Here is a 15,680-nt window from a genome sequence, read left to right on the forward strand (position 1 = left end):
TCATACACATCGACCGACATGCGGTTTAGCGCGCCTGTGGTGCTGCCGATGATCGTGCTCGGCCTTACCGGCTCCATCGGCATGGGCAAGTCCACCACCGCGGCAATGTTCGCGGAACAGGGCGTGCCCGTTCACGATGCCGACGCCGCCGTCCACCGCCTCTATGCCGGACGCGCCGCGCCGCTGATCGAAGCTGCCTTTCCCGGCACCGTCGTCGACGGGGTGGTTGATCGCAAGGCGCTGTCGGCGAGCGTCGTCGACGATCCGGAGGCGATGCGCCGCCTGGAGGCGATCGTCCATCCGCTGGTCGGTGAAGAGGAGCGCGCCTTCCTCGACGGCGCCCGCCAGTCCGGCGCGGCGCTGGCGGTCCTTGATATTCCGCTGCTGTTCGAAACCGGCGCCGACACGCGGTGCGACAAGACATTGGTCGTAACCGCCAGCCCGGAGATCCAGCGTGAGCGCGTGCTTGCCCGGCCGGAGATGAGCGAGGCCAAGTTCGCGGCGCTGATGGCCCGCCAGATGCCCGACGCCGACAAGCGCGAACGCGCCGACTATGTCATCGACACCGGCAACGGCATGGAGGCCGCGCGCCTCGCGGTGACGGCGATCATCATGCGCCACGCCGCCGGCTGACGCCGTTTGCGCTCGCAGCTCCGTCAGGCAGCCGCGACGAGACGGGCCGGCTTTGCGGCCGCGGCATGGACAGACACACGGTTGCGCCCCTCGCGCTTGGCCCGGTAGAGCGCGTCGTCCGCCCGCGCGATGGCATCCTGCGCCGGTTCGGCGCCCTGCAGCATCGCCACCCCGAAGCTTGCGCTCAGAGCGTGCCCGTCGTCGAGCGCGGGATCCCGCCAGGCATGGAAGGCCAGCCGGATCGCCTCGGCCGCGCTAGCCGCGGCGTCGAGGGTCGCGCCGGGCAGCAGCAGCGCGAATTCCTCGCCGCCCAGCCGGCCGGCCGTTCCCTCGGTCCGCGAGAGGATCTCGGCAAATCCCTGGATGACGCGATCGCCGACCGGATGGCCGTAGCGGTCGTTGACCGTCTTGAAGTGATCGATGTCGCAGACGATGATCGCGGCGCCAGCAGGGGCGGCCTGGGTGGCCACGCGCTCGAAGGCGGCCCGGTTGAGGAGATCGGTGAGGTCGTCGCGCTCGCTGCGGATGCGATAGCGCCGGATCACATTGCCGACGATCCGGGCGATGATGAGCAGCACCGCGGCGGGAGCCAGCAGTCCCGAAACCAGCATCAGTGCCCGCTCCAGATCGCTCTGGGCGATGTTCGCGACCGGCGTCGTTCCCTCGAAGAGCAGCGGGAACAGCGGCATCCGCACGATCAAGAGGACAGCCATCCCCGCAAGCGCGACGAGGAGGCCGGTCTCGACGACGCCGCGGCCCTTGAGGCGCCAGAGGCAGAGGATCGCGTCGCCCAGCGCCAGCAGTGCCGCGAACTGGAAGGGCAGGGTTTGAAGGATCGGGGTGGCATTCCCGGCGAGGAGCAAGAGCGACATCGCCGTCAGGCCGGCGGTCGCCATCCACAGGGGCCGGGGCGACAGGCCAAGGCCGAGCGCCCGCCGGACCGATTGGGTGACACAGAGATAGGCGGCCGGGATCAGCATTGTCACCGCCGCCATGGCGGCAAGCGAGCCGCCATCGATCCCCAGGACGACGGTTTCAACGGCGCCGCAGGCGAGGCCAGCAGCGAGCCACACCAGCGCCGACTGGCCGCGCAGGCCCAGATAGATCAGACCGCAGAGGAGCGCGAGCGAGGCGACGACCCCGAAAATGACCGCGTGCAGGCTGACTGCCACATCCAATGCCCGTTCTCCCCTGATTGCATTTCGCAACTGACGCTAAGACGCTGCGACTTGCGCGGGTCTTGCGAGGGCCGGTCGACGCGCAGACCGATGCCGAGGATCGCCTCGGCACGTTCGGCATAGACTTCGCCTAGTAAGAACGAAAAGTGAACATACAGCGAAGCTCGGGGATACTTCGAACGGATGCCGGTGAGCTCTTGTCTCGGCTCTTCCAGTCACGGAAAAGGGGCGGTCAGCGGGAGCCTTCATGCGCGAAATCGTCTTCGATACCGAAACCACCGGCCTCGATCCGGATGTCGAGCGGGTCATCGAGATCGGCGGGGTGGAATTGTGGAACCATATTCCGACCGGCAAGAACTACCACGCCTTCATCCGTCCGGCCGGGCGCAAGGTCGATCCGGCCGCCTTCGACGTGCACGGCATTTCCGACGACTTCCTGGCCGACAAGCCGCTGTTCTCCGAGATCGCCGACGAGTTCCTGGAGTTCTTTTCCGGCGCCAAGCTGATCGCCCATAACGCCGCCTTCGACGTGCGTTTCCTCAATGCCGAACTGAAGCGCATCGACCAGCCGCCGATCGACCCGAGCGTCGTGATCGACACCCTGCCCATGGCGCGGCGCAAGTTCCCCATGGCGCCGGCAACGCTGGACGCGCTCTGCTCGCGCTTTTCGGTCGATACCTCGCGCCGCGACAAGCATGGCGCCCTGCTCGATTCCGAGCTTCTGGCGGAAGTCTATATCGAGCTGATCGGCGGCCGGCAGGCGGCACTGGGCCTGGCGGTCGAGGAAGATGCCCACGAGGACGCCGACGGCAATGTCTGGCGGATCGCGCCGCGGCCCGTGCCGCTGCCGCCGCGCCTGTCGCAGGACGAGATCGCCCGGCACCGTGCCTTCGTCTCGACCCTTGGCGACGAGGCGATCTGGTGGAACTATCTGGAACGGCCGGAGGCCGAGGCGTCCGCGGGCTGAGCCCGGCCGCATTCCTTCGAAAGCGCTGCCATGAAAAACGCCGGCAAACCCGATGGGCTGCCGGCGCTGTCTTGCGTTCTGAAACCGCAGCTTAGCTCGGCTGAACCTGCTGGCGGGCGCGCTCTTCGGCCATGCGCTGCTGGAACAGCTGGGCGAAGTCGATCGGGTCGATCATCAGCGGCGGGAAGCCGCCATTGCGGGTGATGTCGGCCATCACCTGGCGCGCGAAGGGGAACAGCAGGCGCGGGCACTCGATGAACAGCACCGGCAGGAGATGCTCCTGCGGGAAGTTCTGCAGCTTGAAGACGCCGCCATATTCCAGCTCGACGGCGAACATCATCTCTTCGCCTTCGCCGGCCTTGGCGTTCAGCGTCAGGCGCACGTCGTAGTCGCCGTCCGAACCCTGGATCGGGTTGGCACCGACATTGACGCCGATATTGATGTTCGGCGCCTTGGTCTGGCCGCGCAGGACGCCCGGTGCATTCGGGCTCTCGAAGGAAAGGTCGCGAATATACTGCGTCAGGATGTTGATGCGGGGCGGGTTGGCGTTCTCGTCGCCGCCGGCGCCATTGCCGCCATTCGTCGCATTCAGATCGTTGGTCTCGGACATGGTCTGCTCCCGTATCGCTGATGACCCGGCAGGGCCGGCGCCTGTTCGCGCGCTCGTGCCGGGTGAAGAGCCGGAGGGGCCGACGGTCCGTCCGGCAGGAAAAACACGGGGGCGAGCGCTATCACGCGGGGGGCATCAGAACAAGACGATCCGCGGCCGGGCGCGAGCGGCCCGGCACCGCGCCACCCGCTCAATGCAGGCGGCGGCCATTGGTCTCGCCGTCGCCATCCTCCGGCTCGTGCCAGGGCGACGCCGGATCGGGCCCGCGGCGAAACTCCTCGCCCGACAGATCGACGACGTCGGGACCCGCCGAGTAAGGCGGTTCGCGGCGCGGCTGCCCGCCCATGCCGGACCGGAAGCTGTTCTGGCCGACGACGACGACGCGGGACTTCAGGAAGTCGAAGATGCGCGAGCGGACGCCCGGCACGAACAGCAGGAAGCCGAGCGCGTCGGTGACGAGGCCCGGGGTCAGCAGAAGGACGCCGGCCATGGCGATCATCACGCCGCTGACAAGATCGCGGCCCGGCACCCGGCCGGCGCCGATTTCCGCCTGGATGCGGGCCAGCGTCGAGATGCCCTGCTGTTTCAAGAGGATCGAGCCGATCACGGCGGTCAGGATGACGAGACCCAGCGTCGGCCACAGCCCGATGGCGTTGCCTACCAGGATGAACACCGCGATCTCCAGGATCGGGATGGCGAGCAGCAGAAAGGGTATCAGGGCGAAGGGCATGGTCCGTCTTCTCCTTGCGCGGCCGTTCGATGGCCGAAACCCGCCTTTGCGGGCCCGTGGCCGGACATGTGCGGTTTGGCCGCCGCCTCGGGACATAGGAACTGTGGAAACAAATTTGAATGCGCCGCCCCTCGTCTCTATATGACGGCGAATGACTTGACCGGCCATTAGGGGTGACGACGCGCAATGAGTTTTGGGACGATCTTCTTTATCATTGTTGCGGCGATCGTCCTGTTTCAGCTGCGAAGCGTTCTGGGCAAGCGTACGGGCAACGAGCGCCCGCCCTTCGACCCCTATTCGCGCCGGGATGCGCCGCGCGACGACGCGGCCCGCAACGACAATGTCGTGACGCTGCCCAACCGCCGCGGCGGCACCGAGATCGAAGGCGAGGCGGCCCCGGCGGCCACGCCCTACGAGTCGATCGACAAGGTCGCCAAGCCGGGCACCCCGGTCAATGCCGAGCTGCGCCGGATCCGCGACGCCGATCCTTCCTTCGATCCGAAGGAATTCCTCGACGGCGCCAAGGTCGCCTATGAAATGATCGTGACCGGCTTTGCCGATGGCGACCGCAAGCTCCTGAAGAACCTGTTGTCGCCGGATGTCTACCAGGGCTTCGAGCAGGCGATCAGCGAGCGCGAGCAGCGCGAAGAGCGCATGCAGTTCTCCTTCGTCGGTATCGACGATGCCACCATCGTCTCCGCCGAGCAGAAGGACCGTGAGGCGATGGTCACCGTGCGCATCGTCGCGCAGATCATCTCGGCCGTCGTCAAGCCCGACGACACCGTTGTCGACGGCGATCCGGAAACGGTGGTCGAGGTCAAGGACGTGTGGACCTTCGCCCGCGACACGCGCTCGCGCGATCCGAACTGGAAGCTGGCCGGGACCGAGTCCGAAGACGCGTGAGCCGGAGCGGCGACGATGACGGCATTCGTTCGCCGGCAATGGTCCGATCTGGAAGGCTGGGACGGCGCTGATCATGCAGCGGCGCTGTCGGCCTTTCGCGCCGGCGCCGCCCGGCTCGAACAGGGCAGCTTTCCCACCGGTTCGCTCGGGATCGACGCCGAGGCCTTTGCCGAGGCCGCCCGCGCCGCGCTGCAGCCGGCCGGTGCGCTCGGCCAGGTCGAGGCCCGCACCTTCTTCGAACGCCATTTCGAGCCGCTGCATATCCGTCCCGACGACGCCGACATGGCGCTGTCCGGCTTCGTCACCGGCTATTACGAGCCTGTCGTCGCCGGCTCGCCGGTGCGCACCGAGCGCTATCGCTTTCCCCTGTATGCGCCGCCGCCGGATCTGGTGAAGATCGACGACGTCTCGCGGCCACCCGGGCTCGATCCCTATTTCCGCTTTGCGCGCCGCAAGCCCTGCGGCCTTCTGGAGGAATATGCCGACCGCGCCGCCATCGAGGCAGGTTCGCTGGATGGGATGGGCCTCGAGATTGCCTGGCTGGCCGATCCGGTCGACGCGTTCTTCATCCATATCCAGGGCTCGGCGCGCCTTGCCTATGATGATGGCCGGCAGGTCCGCGTCGGCTATGCCGCCAAGACCGGGCACCGCTTCACCGCCATCGGCCGCATCCTGGTGGACGAGGGCGAACTGACCCTCGCCGAAGCCGACATGGACGGCATCCGGGCGTGGCTGGCGGCGCATCCGGACCGCGTGCGCAGCCTGTTCGACCGCAACCGCTCCTTCATCTTTTTCCGCGAGACGCCGGTGGAGGACCCGGAGCTCGGTCCCGTCGGCGCCGCCAAGGTGCCGCTGACGCCGCTGGCCTCCATCGCCGTCGACCGCGAACTCGCGACCTTCGGCGTGCCCTATTTCATCGCGGCGCCGGATCTTGTCATGGACGGCGCACCGTTCCGCCGCCTGATGGTGGCGCAGGACACCGGCTCGGCCATTCTTGGCCCGGCCCGCGCCGACATCTTCGTCGGCTCGGGCGACGCGGCCGGCCGGATCGCCGGGCGAATCCGCCATGCTGCCGACTTCACCATTCTCGTGCCGCCGGCGCTGGCGGCACGCCTCGCCCGATGAAGCGCCGTCATCGCACGCTCAGCGTCGAGGACGCGCGCCTGTGGGCGAGCGTCGCCCGCTCGGCGGTGCCGCTGAAGGGCAAGTCGCATCCGCAGATGCCGCCCGAGGACGCGCCACAACCCGCGTCTGCGCCGCCACCGGTCGGTCGCAAGGGGTCGAAGGCGGCGGCGCCCGCCCTGCCGGCGCCGATCCAGCAGCCGGCGCCGCAGTCGCGACTTACGCAGCACCCGATCGAACGTCCGACCCGTCGCAAGATCTCCAAGGGGCGACTGCCCATCGAGGCGCGGATCGACCTGCACGAGATGACCCAGGGCGTCGCCCATGACGCGCTGGTCGGCTTCCTGCGCCAGTCCCAGGCCATGGGCCTGCGCCATGTGCTGGTGATCACCGGGCGAGGCGGATCGGGCGGACATTTCGGCTCCCGCGGCGTCCTGCGCCGGGTCGTGCCCATGTGGTTCGGCAGCCCGGAGTTCCGCCCGCTCGTCTCCGGCTTCGACAGCGCCGAGCGCCATCATGGCGGCGACGGGGCGCTCTATGTGCGCGTCAGGCGGTTCGGATGACCCCGTTCGGCGAAAAGGTCCGGGCATTCCGCAAGGAGCGCGGCGTCACCCAGAGCCAGATGGCGGCGGCGCTGGGGGTCTCCAGCGCCTATCTCTCGGCGCTGGAGCACGGCCGTCGCGGCCGACCGACCTGGGATCTCCTGCAGCGGATCATCGGCTACCTCAACGTCATCTGGGACGATGCGGAGGAGCTGGAGCGTCTCGCCGAACTCTCGCATCCCAAGGTGACCGTCGAGACCGCCGGCCTTGGCCCCGACGCGACAGCGCTTGCCAACCGGCTGGCCGAAACCATCGCCATCCTGCCCGAAGCGGATCTGAAGCGCCTGCGTGCCGAGCTGGAAGAGGCTGCCACCCGGGCCGAAGAAGCCCTGCGGGCCCGTCGCCGCCGTCGCTGAACGCCGGCACGGACGGGAGACTCACGTGAAACAGGGCAGGTGTCGGACTTAAGCCTTTGTTTACCATACTGGCCGGAGACTGCGGGCAAGGGCGCTGCTGCGGCGTCCCATGTCCAGTGGTGTCGCCGTCCGATGTGCCGCCTTCTCGCCTATGCCGGTCCGCCGGTCTTTCTCGATCGCCTGCTGATCGAGCCGCGTGCCTCGCTGATCTCGCAGTCGCTGGCCGCCCGTGAGGCCAAGACCGTCGTCAACGGCGATGGCTGCGGCATCGGCTGGTATGGCGAGCGGCCGGAGCCCGGCGTTTATCGCGCCATCCTGCCGGCCTGGTCGGACGCCAATCTCGTGTCCCTGTGCCGTCAGATCCGCGCGCCGCTCTTCGTCGCCCATGTGCGCTCGGCGACCTATGGCGAGGTCTCGACGGCCAATTGCCATCCCTTCGCCGACGGCCGGCACCTGTTCCTGCACAATGGCCAGGTCGGCGGCTATGCCCGTCTGCGCCGCCAGATCGACGCCCTGATCCCGGACGCGCTCTATCCGCGGCGGCGGGGCACCAGCGATTCCGAGGCGATCTTCCTGTCGGCTCTCGGGCGGGGTCTCGCCGCCGATCCGGTCGGCGCCATTGCCGCGACGCTCGCCGAGATCGAGGCGACAGCCGCACGAACCGGCGAGGCGGCACCAATCCGCTTCGCCGCGATCCACACCGATGGCGAAACACTCTGGGCCTATCGTTGGGCCAGCGACGGCCCGCCGCCCTCGCTTTACTGGCGCAGGGAAGGCGAGGGCGTCGTCATTGCCTCCGAGCCCTGCGACGACGCCGAGCGCTGGACGATGGTCGCCGCGGACACGGTCCTGACCATCCGCCGCGACGGCACGATGCGCAGCCAGGCGTTCTGTCCCCGCCTGCCGGACCGTGCCGCCGCCTGAGGGCAGCGCGCCTCAGAGAATGAAGCGCGACAGGTCGGTGTCGCCGGCAATGCCGTCCAGCGCCTTGTGCACATAGGCGGCATCGACCGTGTAGCTCTCGCCGGACTTGTCCGGCGCCTCGAAGGAGATGTCGTCGAGGACGCGCTCCATCACCGTCTGCAGCCGCCGCGCGCCGATATTCTCGATCGAGCCGTTCAGCGTCACCGCCGTGTCCGCCAGCGCGTCGATCGCATCGTCGGTGATGATCAGATCGACATTCTCGGTCTTCATCAGGGCGATATACTGCTTGATCAGCGAGGCTTCGGTCTCGGTCAGGATGCGGCGGAAATCCTCCCGGGTCAGCGCCCGCAGCTCGACGCGGATCGGCAGCCGGCCCTGCAGCTCCGGCAGGAGGTCCGACGGCTTCGATACGTGGAAGGCGCCCGAGGCGATGAACAGGATGTGGTCGGTCTTCACCGAGCCGTGCTTGGTCGCCACCGTGGTGCCCTCGACCAGCGGCAGCAGGTCGCGCTGCACGCCCTCGCGCGAGACGCCGGCGCCGCTCTGGCCTTCCTTGTTGGCGACCTTGTCGATCTCGTCGAGGAAGACGATGCCGTTGTTCTCGACCGACGAGATCGCCTCGCGCACCAGCTGTTCCTGATCCAGCAGCTTGTCGGATTCCTCGCCGATCAGCAGATCGTAGCTCTCGCGCACCGACGTCCGGCGCTGCTTGGTGCGCTGGCCCATCTTGCCGAACATCTCCGACAGGTTGAGGACGCCGATATTGGCGCCCGGCATGCCGGGAATGTCCATGCCGCCCATCGGGTTGGACGTGTCGGAGACCTCGACGTCGATCTCCTTGTCGTCGAGCTCGCCCGAACGCAGCTTCTTGCGGAAGGAATCGCGGGTGGCCGGCGAGGCGGTCTTGCCGACCAGGGCGTCCAGCACCCGTTCTTCGGCGCCCTGATGGGCCTTGGCCTTCACCTCTTCGCGCTTCTTCTCGCGCACCAGCCCGATGCCGATCTCGACGAGATCGCGGATGATCTGCTCGACGTCGCGGCCGACATAGCCGACCTCGGTGAACTTGGTGGCCTCGACCTTGATGAAGGGTGCGCCGGCGAGCCGCGCCAGGCGGCGCGAGATCTCGGTCTTGCCGACGCCGGTGGGTCCGATCATCAGGATGTTCTTGGGCATCACCTCTTCGCGCAGGCTCCCCTCCAGCTGCTGGCGCCGCCAGCGATTGCGCAGCGCGACGGCAACGGCGCGCTTGGCGTCCTTCTGGCCGATGATGTGGCGGTCGAGCTCGGAGACGATCTCGCGGGGGGAAAAATCTGTCATGGATATCTCTTTCCAGGCCGGCGGGCCGCGCCGACACACGCTGGCATCGATGGGGGTCGGCCGGGCCGGCCACCATGGCAACTCGCCGCTAGATGGGGGTGGCGGCGCCATCCTGCCACCCTTGGCGACGGGTCGCCCGCGGCAGCCGGAAACGCAAACCATCCGATCGTCATGTCAAGACTTCAATCCTCGGCCCGGAGGGGCCAGTATGAGCCTTGTCCGATTCGCGGCGGAGGCGCGCGAGGCGGATCTCAGAGATCGCGAGAGGCTGTGCCATCATGCCATCTTCGAACGGTTCGACGAGCGCCCCCGCGGGCGCCCCGGCCCTGAGCGACAGACTGCCCGGCGCAAGCGGCCAGGCGGATGTCGGCGCGGCCGTGCCGGGCGCCCCCATGAGCGGCGCGCTCGACCGTCTCAACCGGCTCGCACCGCCCTGGGACGAAATCGCGCTGACCCAGCTTCTCGGCGACGTGGCGACGGATTTCGGCTTCTCCCATGCCGCGGTTCTGTCGGTCCCCTCGACGGACGATGGCGGGACGGCGACGCGGCTTCTCCTGTCCAACTGGTCGGAGAGCTTCGGCCAGGCCTATGAACAGCTCGGCCTGCACCGCTCCAAGCTGGTCGTCGGCGCCCTGAAGACCGATCCCATGCCCTTCGTCTGGGACATCGACACGCTCTACGGCGCCGATGAACCCGATCCCTCGCCGGCGGCCCGCATGCTGCTGGAAGCGGAGTACCTCGCCGGCGCCTTCTTCCCGGTGCACGGGCTCACCGCCTTCAACGGTGCCCTGTCCTTCGCCGGACGCAGCTGCGCCCTCCCGGCGGAGGCGATCCGCGAGCTGCATCTCTTCGCCTTCGCCCTGTTCGGCATGCTGGCGGCGGCGCGCTTCGAGGAGAACCGGCGCAACAATCCCCTGTCGGTGCGCGAGCGCGACTGCCTGAAGCTCGCCATGCTCGGCAAGACGTCATCCGAAATCGGCATCATCCTGAGCCTGTCCGAATACACCATCTCGCAATATCTGACGGCCGCCCAGCGCAAGCTCGACGCCTCCAACCGCACCCACGCGGTCGCCCTCGCCGCCCAGCTCGGCTATCTGTCCTGAAGCAGCCTGCAGCACGTCAGCTGTGCTCGTTCAGGGTCCGTTCGAGCGTCGGAGCTGGGAATCTTCGACGCTGCTCTAGATGACCGCCCATGAACGTCCTGCCCAAAGGCGTCCGGCACATTCCGGGCCATCTCTCCCGCGGCGAACAGGTCGCGCTGGTCGATGCGGTGCGCGAGGTGGTGGCCGCCGCGCCGCTGTACCGGCCGGAAATGCCGCGGACCGGAAAGCCCCTGTCGGTGCGCATGACCAATTGCGGCGATCTGGGCTGGGTGACCGACCGGTCCGGCTATCGCTACCAGCCCACGCATCCGGTGACCGGCACGCCCTGGCCGGCGATCCCCCCGGAGCTTCTGGAGATCTGGCAGGACCTCGCCGCCTTCGATCATCCGCCGCAGGCCTGCCTCGTGAATTTCTACGAGGACACCGCCAAGATGGGCCTGCACCAGGACAAGGACGAGACCGATCTGTCGGCACCGGTCGTCTCCGTCTCGCTCGGCGACGACTGCCTGTTCCGTGTCGGCGAGACCACCCGCGGCGGCCGCACGACCTCGATCCGGCTGCATTCGGGCGACGTGGTCGTGCTCGGCGGCGAGGGGCGTCTGGCCTATCACGGCGTCGACCGGATCTACCCCGCGACCTCGACGCTCCTGAAGAAGGGCGGCCGGATCAACCTGACCCTGCGCCGCGTGACGGCCCATGCGGGCACCTGATCATTCCGCCGGCTCGGTCTTCCCGGCTTCGGGCGGCTGCAACTTGGCAAGCAGCTCTGGCGGGAATGTCTGGTTGTAGATCGCCCGGCGGCTGACGGCTTCCCAGAACTCCCCCTGGACCGCCGGGTCGTCCGGCAGCTTGTAGCCGAGCTGCTTTGCCAGCGCCGGCAGATAGCAGTCGAAGCCGGCCCGCACCACACGGCCCCATCCCACGGCCCGATCGATGGCGAGTTCATAGCTTCCCCAGGCGACGCCGAGGCTCACAACCGCCGCCAGAAGCAGCCCGTACTCGCCGGAGTCCAGAAACGGGCGGACCTGCGAAATCCGCAGCGCATAGTCGAAGCTCATGGCGAAGACGACGATCAGGCCGATGGCCAGAAGGCCTGCCAGGAAGACGAAATTCATCGCGCAGTTCACCGCCGTGCGGACATCCTCGACCGCCTCGCGAAAATCATCCGAGAAGACCGTCGAGAGGTGAATCCAGAGCGGGATCGAATCGACCCGGTAGACGGCGCTCGAATAGGTCTCGAAGGCCCGGATGGCGTTGCCGAAGCGGGTCGGCAGGACGGATTCGGGTTTCTCCGGGTACCGGTCCACCCGCTGCCTGATGAGTTCGGTGTAGCGCGCGATATCACTTGCGGGAAAGGCATCGCCCTCGGCGATCCACCGGGCCCGCAGGGCCGCGATCTCGCTGTCGATGGCGTCGAGCTTCCGTTCTTCACGCGCCTTCAGTGGCTTGATCCAGGACACGGGAGGCCAGTAGCCCTCGAGCAGCTTGTAGAGAGGATCGTTGCCGAGCATCAGGAAGATCGCCAGCGTCCAGACGAGCAGGGCATTGTAGAGAACGTCGCCCAGCGTCACGGACTCGGTCAGTGTCGTGTAGAGCGCCGGATTGACCGGTTCGACGATCAGCAGCAGCGCGCAACTGTAGAAGACCAGCGCCGGAAACAGGAAGCCGACAATGAACGATCGATCGGCCAGCTTGGCGAGATTGGCGACCATGCTGCGGCTCCCGGCGGACTAGAAGGTATCGTCGGGCTCGTCGGAGCCGGGCCGCGGCCGGCCCGGCCCGATCGTCGGCTCACCGGGCAGCCCCATCCGCTCCATCTGATCGTGCCCCGGCGGGCCGACCTGCCGCCGCACCCTGCCCGCAACGCCGCGCGCGCGATCCCCCGGCCCCTTATCCGGCTCCGCTTTACGCGTCGGCGGGGCCGGACCCGTGGTCGGCTCGCCGGGAAGGGCGGAACGGTTCATCACGCCGAGAAGCTCCGACATGCGGACAACCAGGAGATCCTGGCCCGATACCTTGCGCTGCCTGCCGGCCGTTGGCGCGAAGAGCACATGGTCCCCCACCGCCATGTTCATCGAAGCGATCCGCCCCTTGCGCCGCCGTCCGGGGCCCACAGCGACGATCTCCCCTTCGGTCGGCTTGTTCGCTGCACTATCCGGCAGGACGCGGCCGGACGATTGCTCGGGTGGCGCCACGGGGCGGACGAGAATGCGATCCTGCAGCCGTCGGAACTTTATCGGCCGGAACTTCATCGGTCCCACCTCGATCGGCGTCCTGCTGAGGACCGGCGAACGGGCCGGCGCAGCGGCACGAGGAAAGAGGCAGGATAACGTAACGGAAGATATGCGCAAGGTTGCGGCCTCCGCGCCCGTCCGACGCGCTACGCGGCCGGCAGTCAAGCCAACCGAATGCCGCGAGCCTGCGCCCGGCTCAGAGCTTGCGCAGCGCGACCTGCTCGATGAGGTGATCCGGCCCCTTGCGCAGGATCAGGTCGGCGCGCGGCCGCGTCGGCAGGATGTTGGCGTGGAGATTGATCTCGTTGATGTTCGACCATAGGCCCTGGGCGATGGTCAGCGCTTCCTCGGGCGAGATCTGCGAGTAGCGGTGGAAGAACGAGCCGGTCTCGCGGAACGCCGTCTCGCGCAGCCGCATGAAGCGCTCGATGTACCAGCGCTTGATGTCGGCCTCGTCGGCATCGATGTAGATCGAATGATCGAAGAAGTCCGACACGAAGGGCACCGCCGTGCCGTCGGCCGGCATGTCGCGCACCTGCAGGACGTTGAGACCCTCGAAGATCAGGATGTCCGGCCGGTCGATGGTGACCCTCTGGCCCGGCACCACGTCATAGTAGAAATGCGAATAGACCGGCGCCTCGACCCGCGGCACGCCGGCCTTGATCTCCGACAGGAAGCGCAGGATCGCGCCGATGTCGTAGCTCTCGGGAAACCCCTTGCGCTGCATCAGCCCCTCGGCCTGCAGCACCGCGTTCGGGTAGAGAAACCCGTCGGTGGTGATCAGGTCCACCTTGGGCGAGGACGGCCAGCGGGCGAGCAGCTCCTTCAGGACGCGCGCCGTGGTCGACTTGCCGACCGCGACCGAGCCGGCGATGCCGATGATGAACGGCGTCTTCTGCCCCGAATCCTCGGCGAGAAAGCTCTGGCGCTGCCCGAACAGCAGCTGCGAGGCCTCGACATGGGCATAGAGCAGGCGCGAGACGGCAAGGTAGATCCGCGCGACTTCGTCGAGATCGACGGGGTCGCCGATCGAGCGGAGCCGGCGAACTTCATCGGCGGTCAGCGTCAGCGGCGCGTCGGCGCGAAACTTCGCCCATTCGGCCGCCGGAAAGATGCGGTAGGGCGAGAAACGCGACGGGGCGAGCTGGTCCATCATCCGGCCGAACTGTCGGGCCGCCCCGCCTTTTCCTGCAGGCCGGTCTGGGCCGTGCGCCTGCCGAGCTCGGCCATCACCGCCGATACCGGCACGTGGCGCAGATGCAGCGTCACGAGCAGGTGGTAGAGAAGGTCGGCGGCCTCGCTGGTCACCCGCGCATCATCCTGGGAGACGGCAGCGATCACCGTCTCCGTCGCTTCCTCGCCGAGCTTCTTGGCGACATGGCCAATGCCCTTGGCCGCGAGCGACGCGGTGTAGGAGCCGGCGTCGTCGGAGGTCGCGCGGGCGGCGACGATGGTCTCCAGGTCGGCAAGCGTGAAATCGGTCATGATGCCCTTTCGTAGGCCGGCGCTCGCTGCGCGGATCCGCCGAGGCTTCGGTCAGTCCGGCGGGTCGAGCCGCATCGGGATGCCGGCGGCGGCCATATGGGCCTTGGCTTCCGCGATCGTATAAGTGCCGAAGTGAAAAATCGAGGCGGCCAGAACCGCCGTCGCATGGCCGTCGCGCACGCCGGCAACGAGATGATCCAGCGTGCCGACGCCGCCCGACGCGATCACCGGCACGTGGACGGCATCGGCGACCGCCCGGGTCAGCTCGATGTCGAACCCGGACTTGGTGCCGTCCTTGTCCATGGAGGTGAGCAGGATCTCGCCTGCGCCCAGCCCCACGACCTGGCGGGCGAAGTCGACGGCGTCGATGCCGGTGGCGGTGCGGCCGCCATGGGTGAAGATCTCCCAGCGCGGCGCGGCGCCCTCCTCGGCCACCCGGCGCGCGTCGATGGCGACGACGATGCACTGGTCGCCGAACTTGTCGGCGGCTTCCGCGACGAATTCCGGCCGCTTCACCGCCGCGGTGTTGATCGACACCTTGTCGGCACCGGCCAGGAGCAGCTTGCGAACGTCGGCGACCGTGCGCACGCCGCCGCCGACGGTCACCGGCATGAAGCACTGCTCGGCGGTGCGCGCGACGACGTCGAAGATCGTGTCGCGGTCGTCCGACGAGGCGGTGATGTCGAGGAAGCAGAGCTCGTCGGCCCCGGCGCTGTCATAGGCCCGCGCCGCCTCCACCGGATCGCCGGCGTCGACCAGACCCTCGAAATTGACGCCCTTGACCACCCGGCCGTCCTTGACGTCGAGGCAGGGAATGATGCGTGCCTTGAGGCTCATGGAAGGGTGGCCTTCTCGTCGGCGGGGCAGGGGATGGGTCGGGAGGGCACGGGCAATGTCCGGATGGGCGGAAACGGCGAATTTTCCGCCTTATGCGATGCCGCGATAGAGGTGGGCAAGAGCCAGCGTGATTCCAAGCCCGTCAAGGGCAACCTCCGCCGCGCTGCCGACCGTCATTTCCGGCCGCTGGAAGGCGCCGTCGTCACCGCGACGCCAGAGCCAGACCCGCGCCTCGTCCTGGGACAGGACGAGATAATGGGCGAGCGAGGGGATGGCCGTGTATTCCTCCGCCTTCTCGCCGAAATCGACCGCCAGCGACGATGGCGAAAGAATCTCCGCCAGGAAGACGGGTTCGCGCGCGGCGAGATCCTGGCCGCTGCCGCCGGCCCGGTCGACGAAGACATCGGGATAGCGGATGCCGCCCGGCGTGCGGATGGCGAAATCCGCCGTGCCGATATCGTAGGCGGTCTCGTCCAGTGCGCCGATGAGAATTGCCGTCAGCCTCGCAGCGAGCTTCGCGTGGTTGCGGGAGACGTTGACCATCATCTCGACGATCCTTCCCCGCACGAATTCACGCTTTCCCTCGCGCCCTTCGTTCCAGCGCAGGAAATCATCGGCCGTCCTGATGGCACCGGCATGGATGTTCATACGCGCATCATAACCCGGACCCGCACGGCGA

19 protein-coding genes are annotated in these 15,680 nt (G+C 67.8%); 9 read left to right on the forward strand and 10 right to left on the reverse strand.

Annotated elements, in window-relative coordinates; all coding sequences use genetic code 11:
* Positions 1-48 precede the first annotated feature (48 nt).
* Positions 49-633, forward strand: coding sequence for a dephospho-CoA kinase (gene coaE, locus H536_RS0120450; RefSeq protein WP_024352221.1), 585 nt, complete (start codon positions 49-51; stop codon positions 631-633).
* Between the two features lie 23 nt (positions 634-656).
* Here the strand turns inward: coaE and H536_RS0120455 are convergent, their stop codons facing one another.
* The gene (locus H536_RS0120455; protein ID WP_244495486.1) at positions 657-1,805 is read right to left on the reverse strand and encodes a GGDEF domain-containing protein; all 1,149 of its coding nucleotides are present in this window, start codon (positions 1,803-1,805) and stop codon (positions 657-659) included.
* 253 nt (positions 1,806-2,058) lie between these two features.
* Between H536_RS0120455 and dnaQ the strand changes: the two genes are divergently transcribed.
* Entirely contained in the window at positions 2,059-2,778 is a 720-nt protein-coding gene (gene dnaQ, locus H536_RS0120460; RefSeq protein WP_024352223.1) for a DNA polymerase III subunit epsilon, read from the forward strand.
* Positions 2,779-2,869: 91 nt separating this feature from the next.
* Here dnaQ and secB read toward each other — a convergent pair whose 3' ends face one another.
* Positions 2,870-3,388 carry a protein-export chaperone SecB gene (secB, locus tag H536_RS0120465; RefSeq protein WP_024352224.1) on the reverse strand — a complete coding sequence of 173 codons (519 nt, stop codon included), beginning with the start codon at positions 3,386-3,388 and terminating at the stop codon, positions 2,870-2,872.
* A gap of 190 nt (positions 3,389-3,578) precedes the next feature.
* Entirely contained in the window at positions 3,579-4,118 is a 540-nt protein-coding gene (locus tag H536_RS0120470; protein WP_024352225.1) for an FxsA family protein, read from the reverse strand.
* A gap of 186 nt (positions 4,119-4,304) precedes the next feature.
* Here H536_RS0120470 and H536_RS0120475 point away from each other — a divergent pair, with 186 nt between their 5' ends.
* The 5 genes from H536_RS0120475 to H536_RS0120495 all read left to right on the forward strand — a co-directional run bounded on the left by H536_RS0120475 (position 4,305) and on the right by H536_RS0120495 (position 8,025).
* Positions 4,305-5,021: a Tim44/TimA family putative adaptor protein gene (locus H536_RS0120475; protein WP_024352226.1), complete on the forward strand. Its 717-nt coding sequence runs from the start codon at positions 4,305-4,307 to the stop codon at positions 5,019-5,021.
* A gap of 15 nt (positions 5,022-5,036) precedes the next feature.
* On the forward strand, positions 5,037-6,146 hold the full coding sequence (gene mltA / locus H536_RS0120480; protein ID WP_024352227.1) for a murein transglycosylase A: 1,110 nt from the start codon (positions 5,037-5,039) through the stop codon (positions 6,144-6,146).
* The gene (locus tag H536_RS0120485; protein ID WP_024352228.1) at positions 6,143-6,706 is read left to right on the forward strand and encodes a Smr/MutS family protein; all 564 of its coding nucleotides are present in this window, start codon (positions 6,143-6,145) and stop codon (positions 6,704-6,706) included. The genes mltA and H536_RS0120485 overlap by 4 nt, the downstream gene beginning before the upstream one ends.
* Positions 6,703-7,101, forward strand: a complete 399-nt coding sequence (locus H536_RS0120490) for a helix-turn-helix domain-containing protein (protein WP_024352229.1) — start codon at positions 6,703-6,705, stop codon at positions 7,099-7,101. Before H536_RS0120485 ends, H536_RS0120490 begins: the two co-directional genes overlap by 4 nt.
* A 132-nt stretch (positions 7,102-7,233) precedes the next feature.
* Positions 7,234-8,025 carry a class II glutamine amidotransferase gene (locus tag H536_RS0120495; RefSeq protein ID WP_024352230.1) on the forward strand — a complete coding sequence of 264 codons (792 nt, stop codon included), beginning with the start codon at positions 7,234-7,236 and terminating at the stop codon, positions 8,023-8,025.
* A 12-nt stretch (positions 8,026-8,037) separates the two neighbouring features.
* On the opposite strand, the gene hslU is transcribed toward H536_RS0120495, so the two are convergent.
* Positions 8,038-9,342, reverse strand: coding sequence for an ATP-dependent protease ATPase subunit HslU (gene hslU / locus H536_RS0120500; RefSeq protein ID WP_024352231.1), 1,305 nt, complete (start codon positions 9,340-9,342; stop codon positions 8,038-8,040).
* A gap of 278 nt (positions 9,343-9,620) precedes the next feature.
* Here hslU and H536_RS0120505 point away from each other — a divergent pair, with 278 nt between their 5' ends.
* Together H536_RS0120505 and H536_RS0120510 are read left to right on the forward strand one after the other, a co-directional pair.
* Complete coding sequence (locus H536_RS0120505; protein ID WP_244495485.1) at positions 9,621-10,445, forward strand: helix-turn-helix transcriptional regulator; 825 nt, start codon at positions 9,621-9,623, stop codon at positions 10,443-10,445.
* Positions 10,446-10,534: 89 nt separating this feature from the next.
* Positions 10,535-11,155: an alpha-ketoglutarate-dependent dioxygenase AlkB family protein gene (locus H536_RS0120510; RefSeq protein WP_024352234.1), complete on the forward strand. Its 621-nt coding sequence runs from the start codon at positions 10,535-10,537 to the stop codon at positions 11,153-11,155.
* Here H536_RS0120510 and H536_RS0120515 read toward each other — a convergent pair whose 3' ends face one another.
* The 6 genes from H536_RS0120515 to H536_RS23455 form a co-directional block, all read right to left on the reverse strand.
* Positions 11,156-12,157 (reverse strand): hypothetical protein, encoded by a 1,002-nt coding sequence (locus H536_RS0120515; RefSeq protein WP_024352235.1) that lies wholly within the window; start codon positions 12,155-12,157, stop codon positions 11,156-11,158. It lies immediately after the preceding gene.
* Positions 12,158-12,175: 18 nt separating this feature from the next.
* Positions 12,176-12,697, reverse strand: a complete 522-nt coding sequence (locus tag H536_RS25045) for a co-chaperone GroES (protein ID WP_202814828.1) — start codon at positions 12,695-12,697, stop codon at positions 12,176-12,178.
* 178 nt (positions 12,698-12,875) lie between these two features.
* Positions 12,876-13,832 carry a type I pantothenate kinase gene (coaA, locus tag H536_RS0120525; protein WP_024352237.1) on the reverse strand — a complete coding sequence of 319 codons (957 nt, stop codon included), beginning with the start codon at positions 13,830-13,832 and terminating at the stop codon, positions 12,876-12,878.
* Positions 13,832-14,164, reverse strand: coding sequence for a phosphoribosyl-ATP diphosphatase (locus tag H536_RS0120530; protein WP_024352238.1), 333 nt, complete (start codon positions 14,162-14,164; stop codon positions 13,832-13,834). Before H536_RS0120530 ends, coaA begins: the two co-directional genes overlap by 1 nt.
* Positions 14,165-14,215: 51 nt before the next feature.
* Positions 14,216-15,001, reverse strand: coding sequence for an imidazole glycerol phosphate synthase subunit HisF (gene hisF / locus H536_RS0120535; protein WP_024352239.1), 786 nt, complete (start codon positions 14,999-15,001; stop codon positions 14,216-14,218).
* A 90-nt stretch (positions 15,002-15,091) separates the two neighbouring features.
* Positions 15,092-15,649 (reverse strand): Uma2 family endonuclease, encoded by a 558-nt coding sequence (locus H536_RS23455; protein ID WP_024352240.1) that lies wholly within the window; start codon positions 15,647-15,649, stop codon positions 15,092-15,094.
* Positions 15,650-15,680 lie beyond the last annotated feature (31 nt).

Source organism: Aurantimonas coralicida DSM 14790 (assembly GCF_000421645.1).
GTDB lineage: Bacteria > Pseudomonadota > Alphaproteobacteria > Rhizobiales > Rhizobiaceae > Aurantimonas > Aurantimonas coralicida.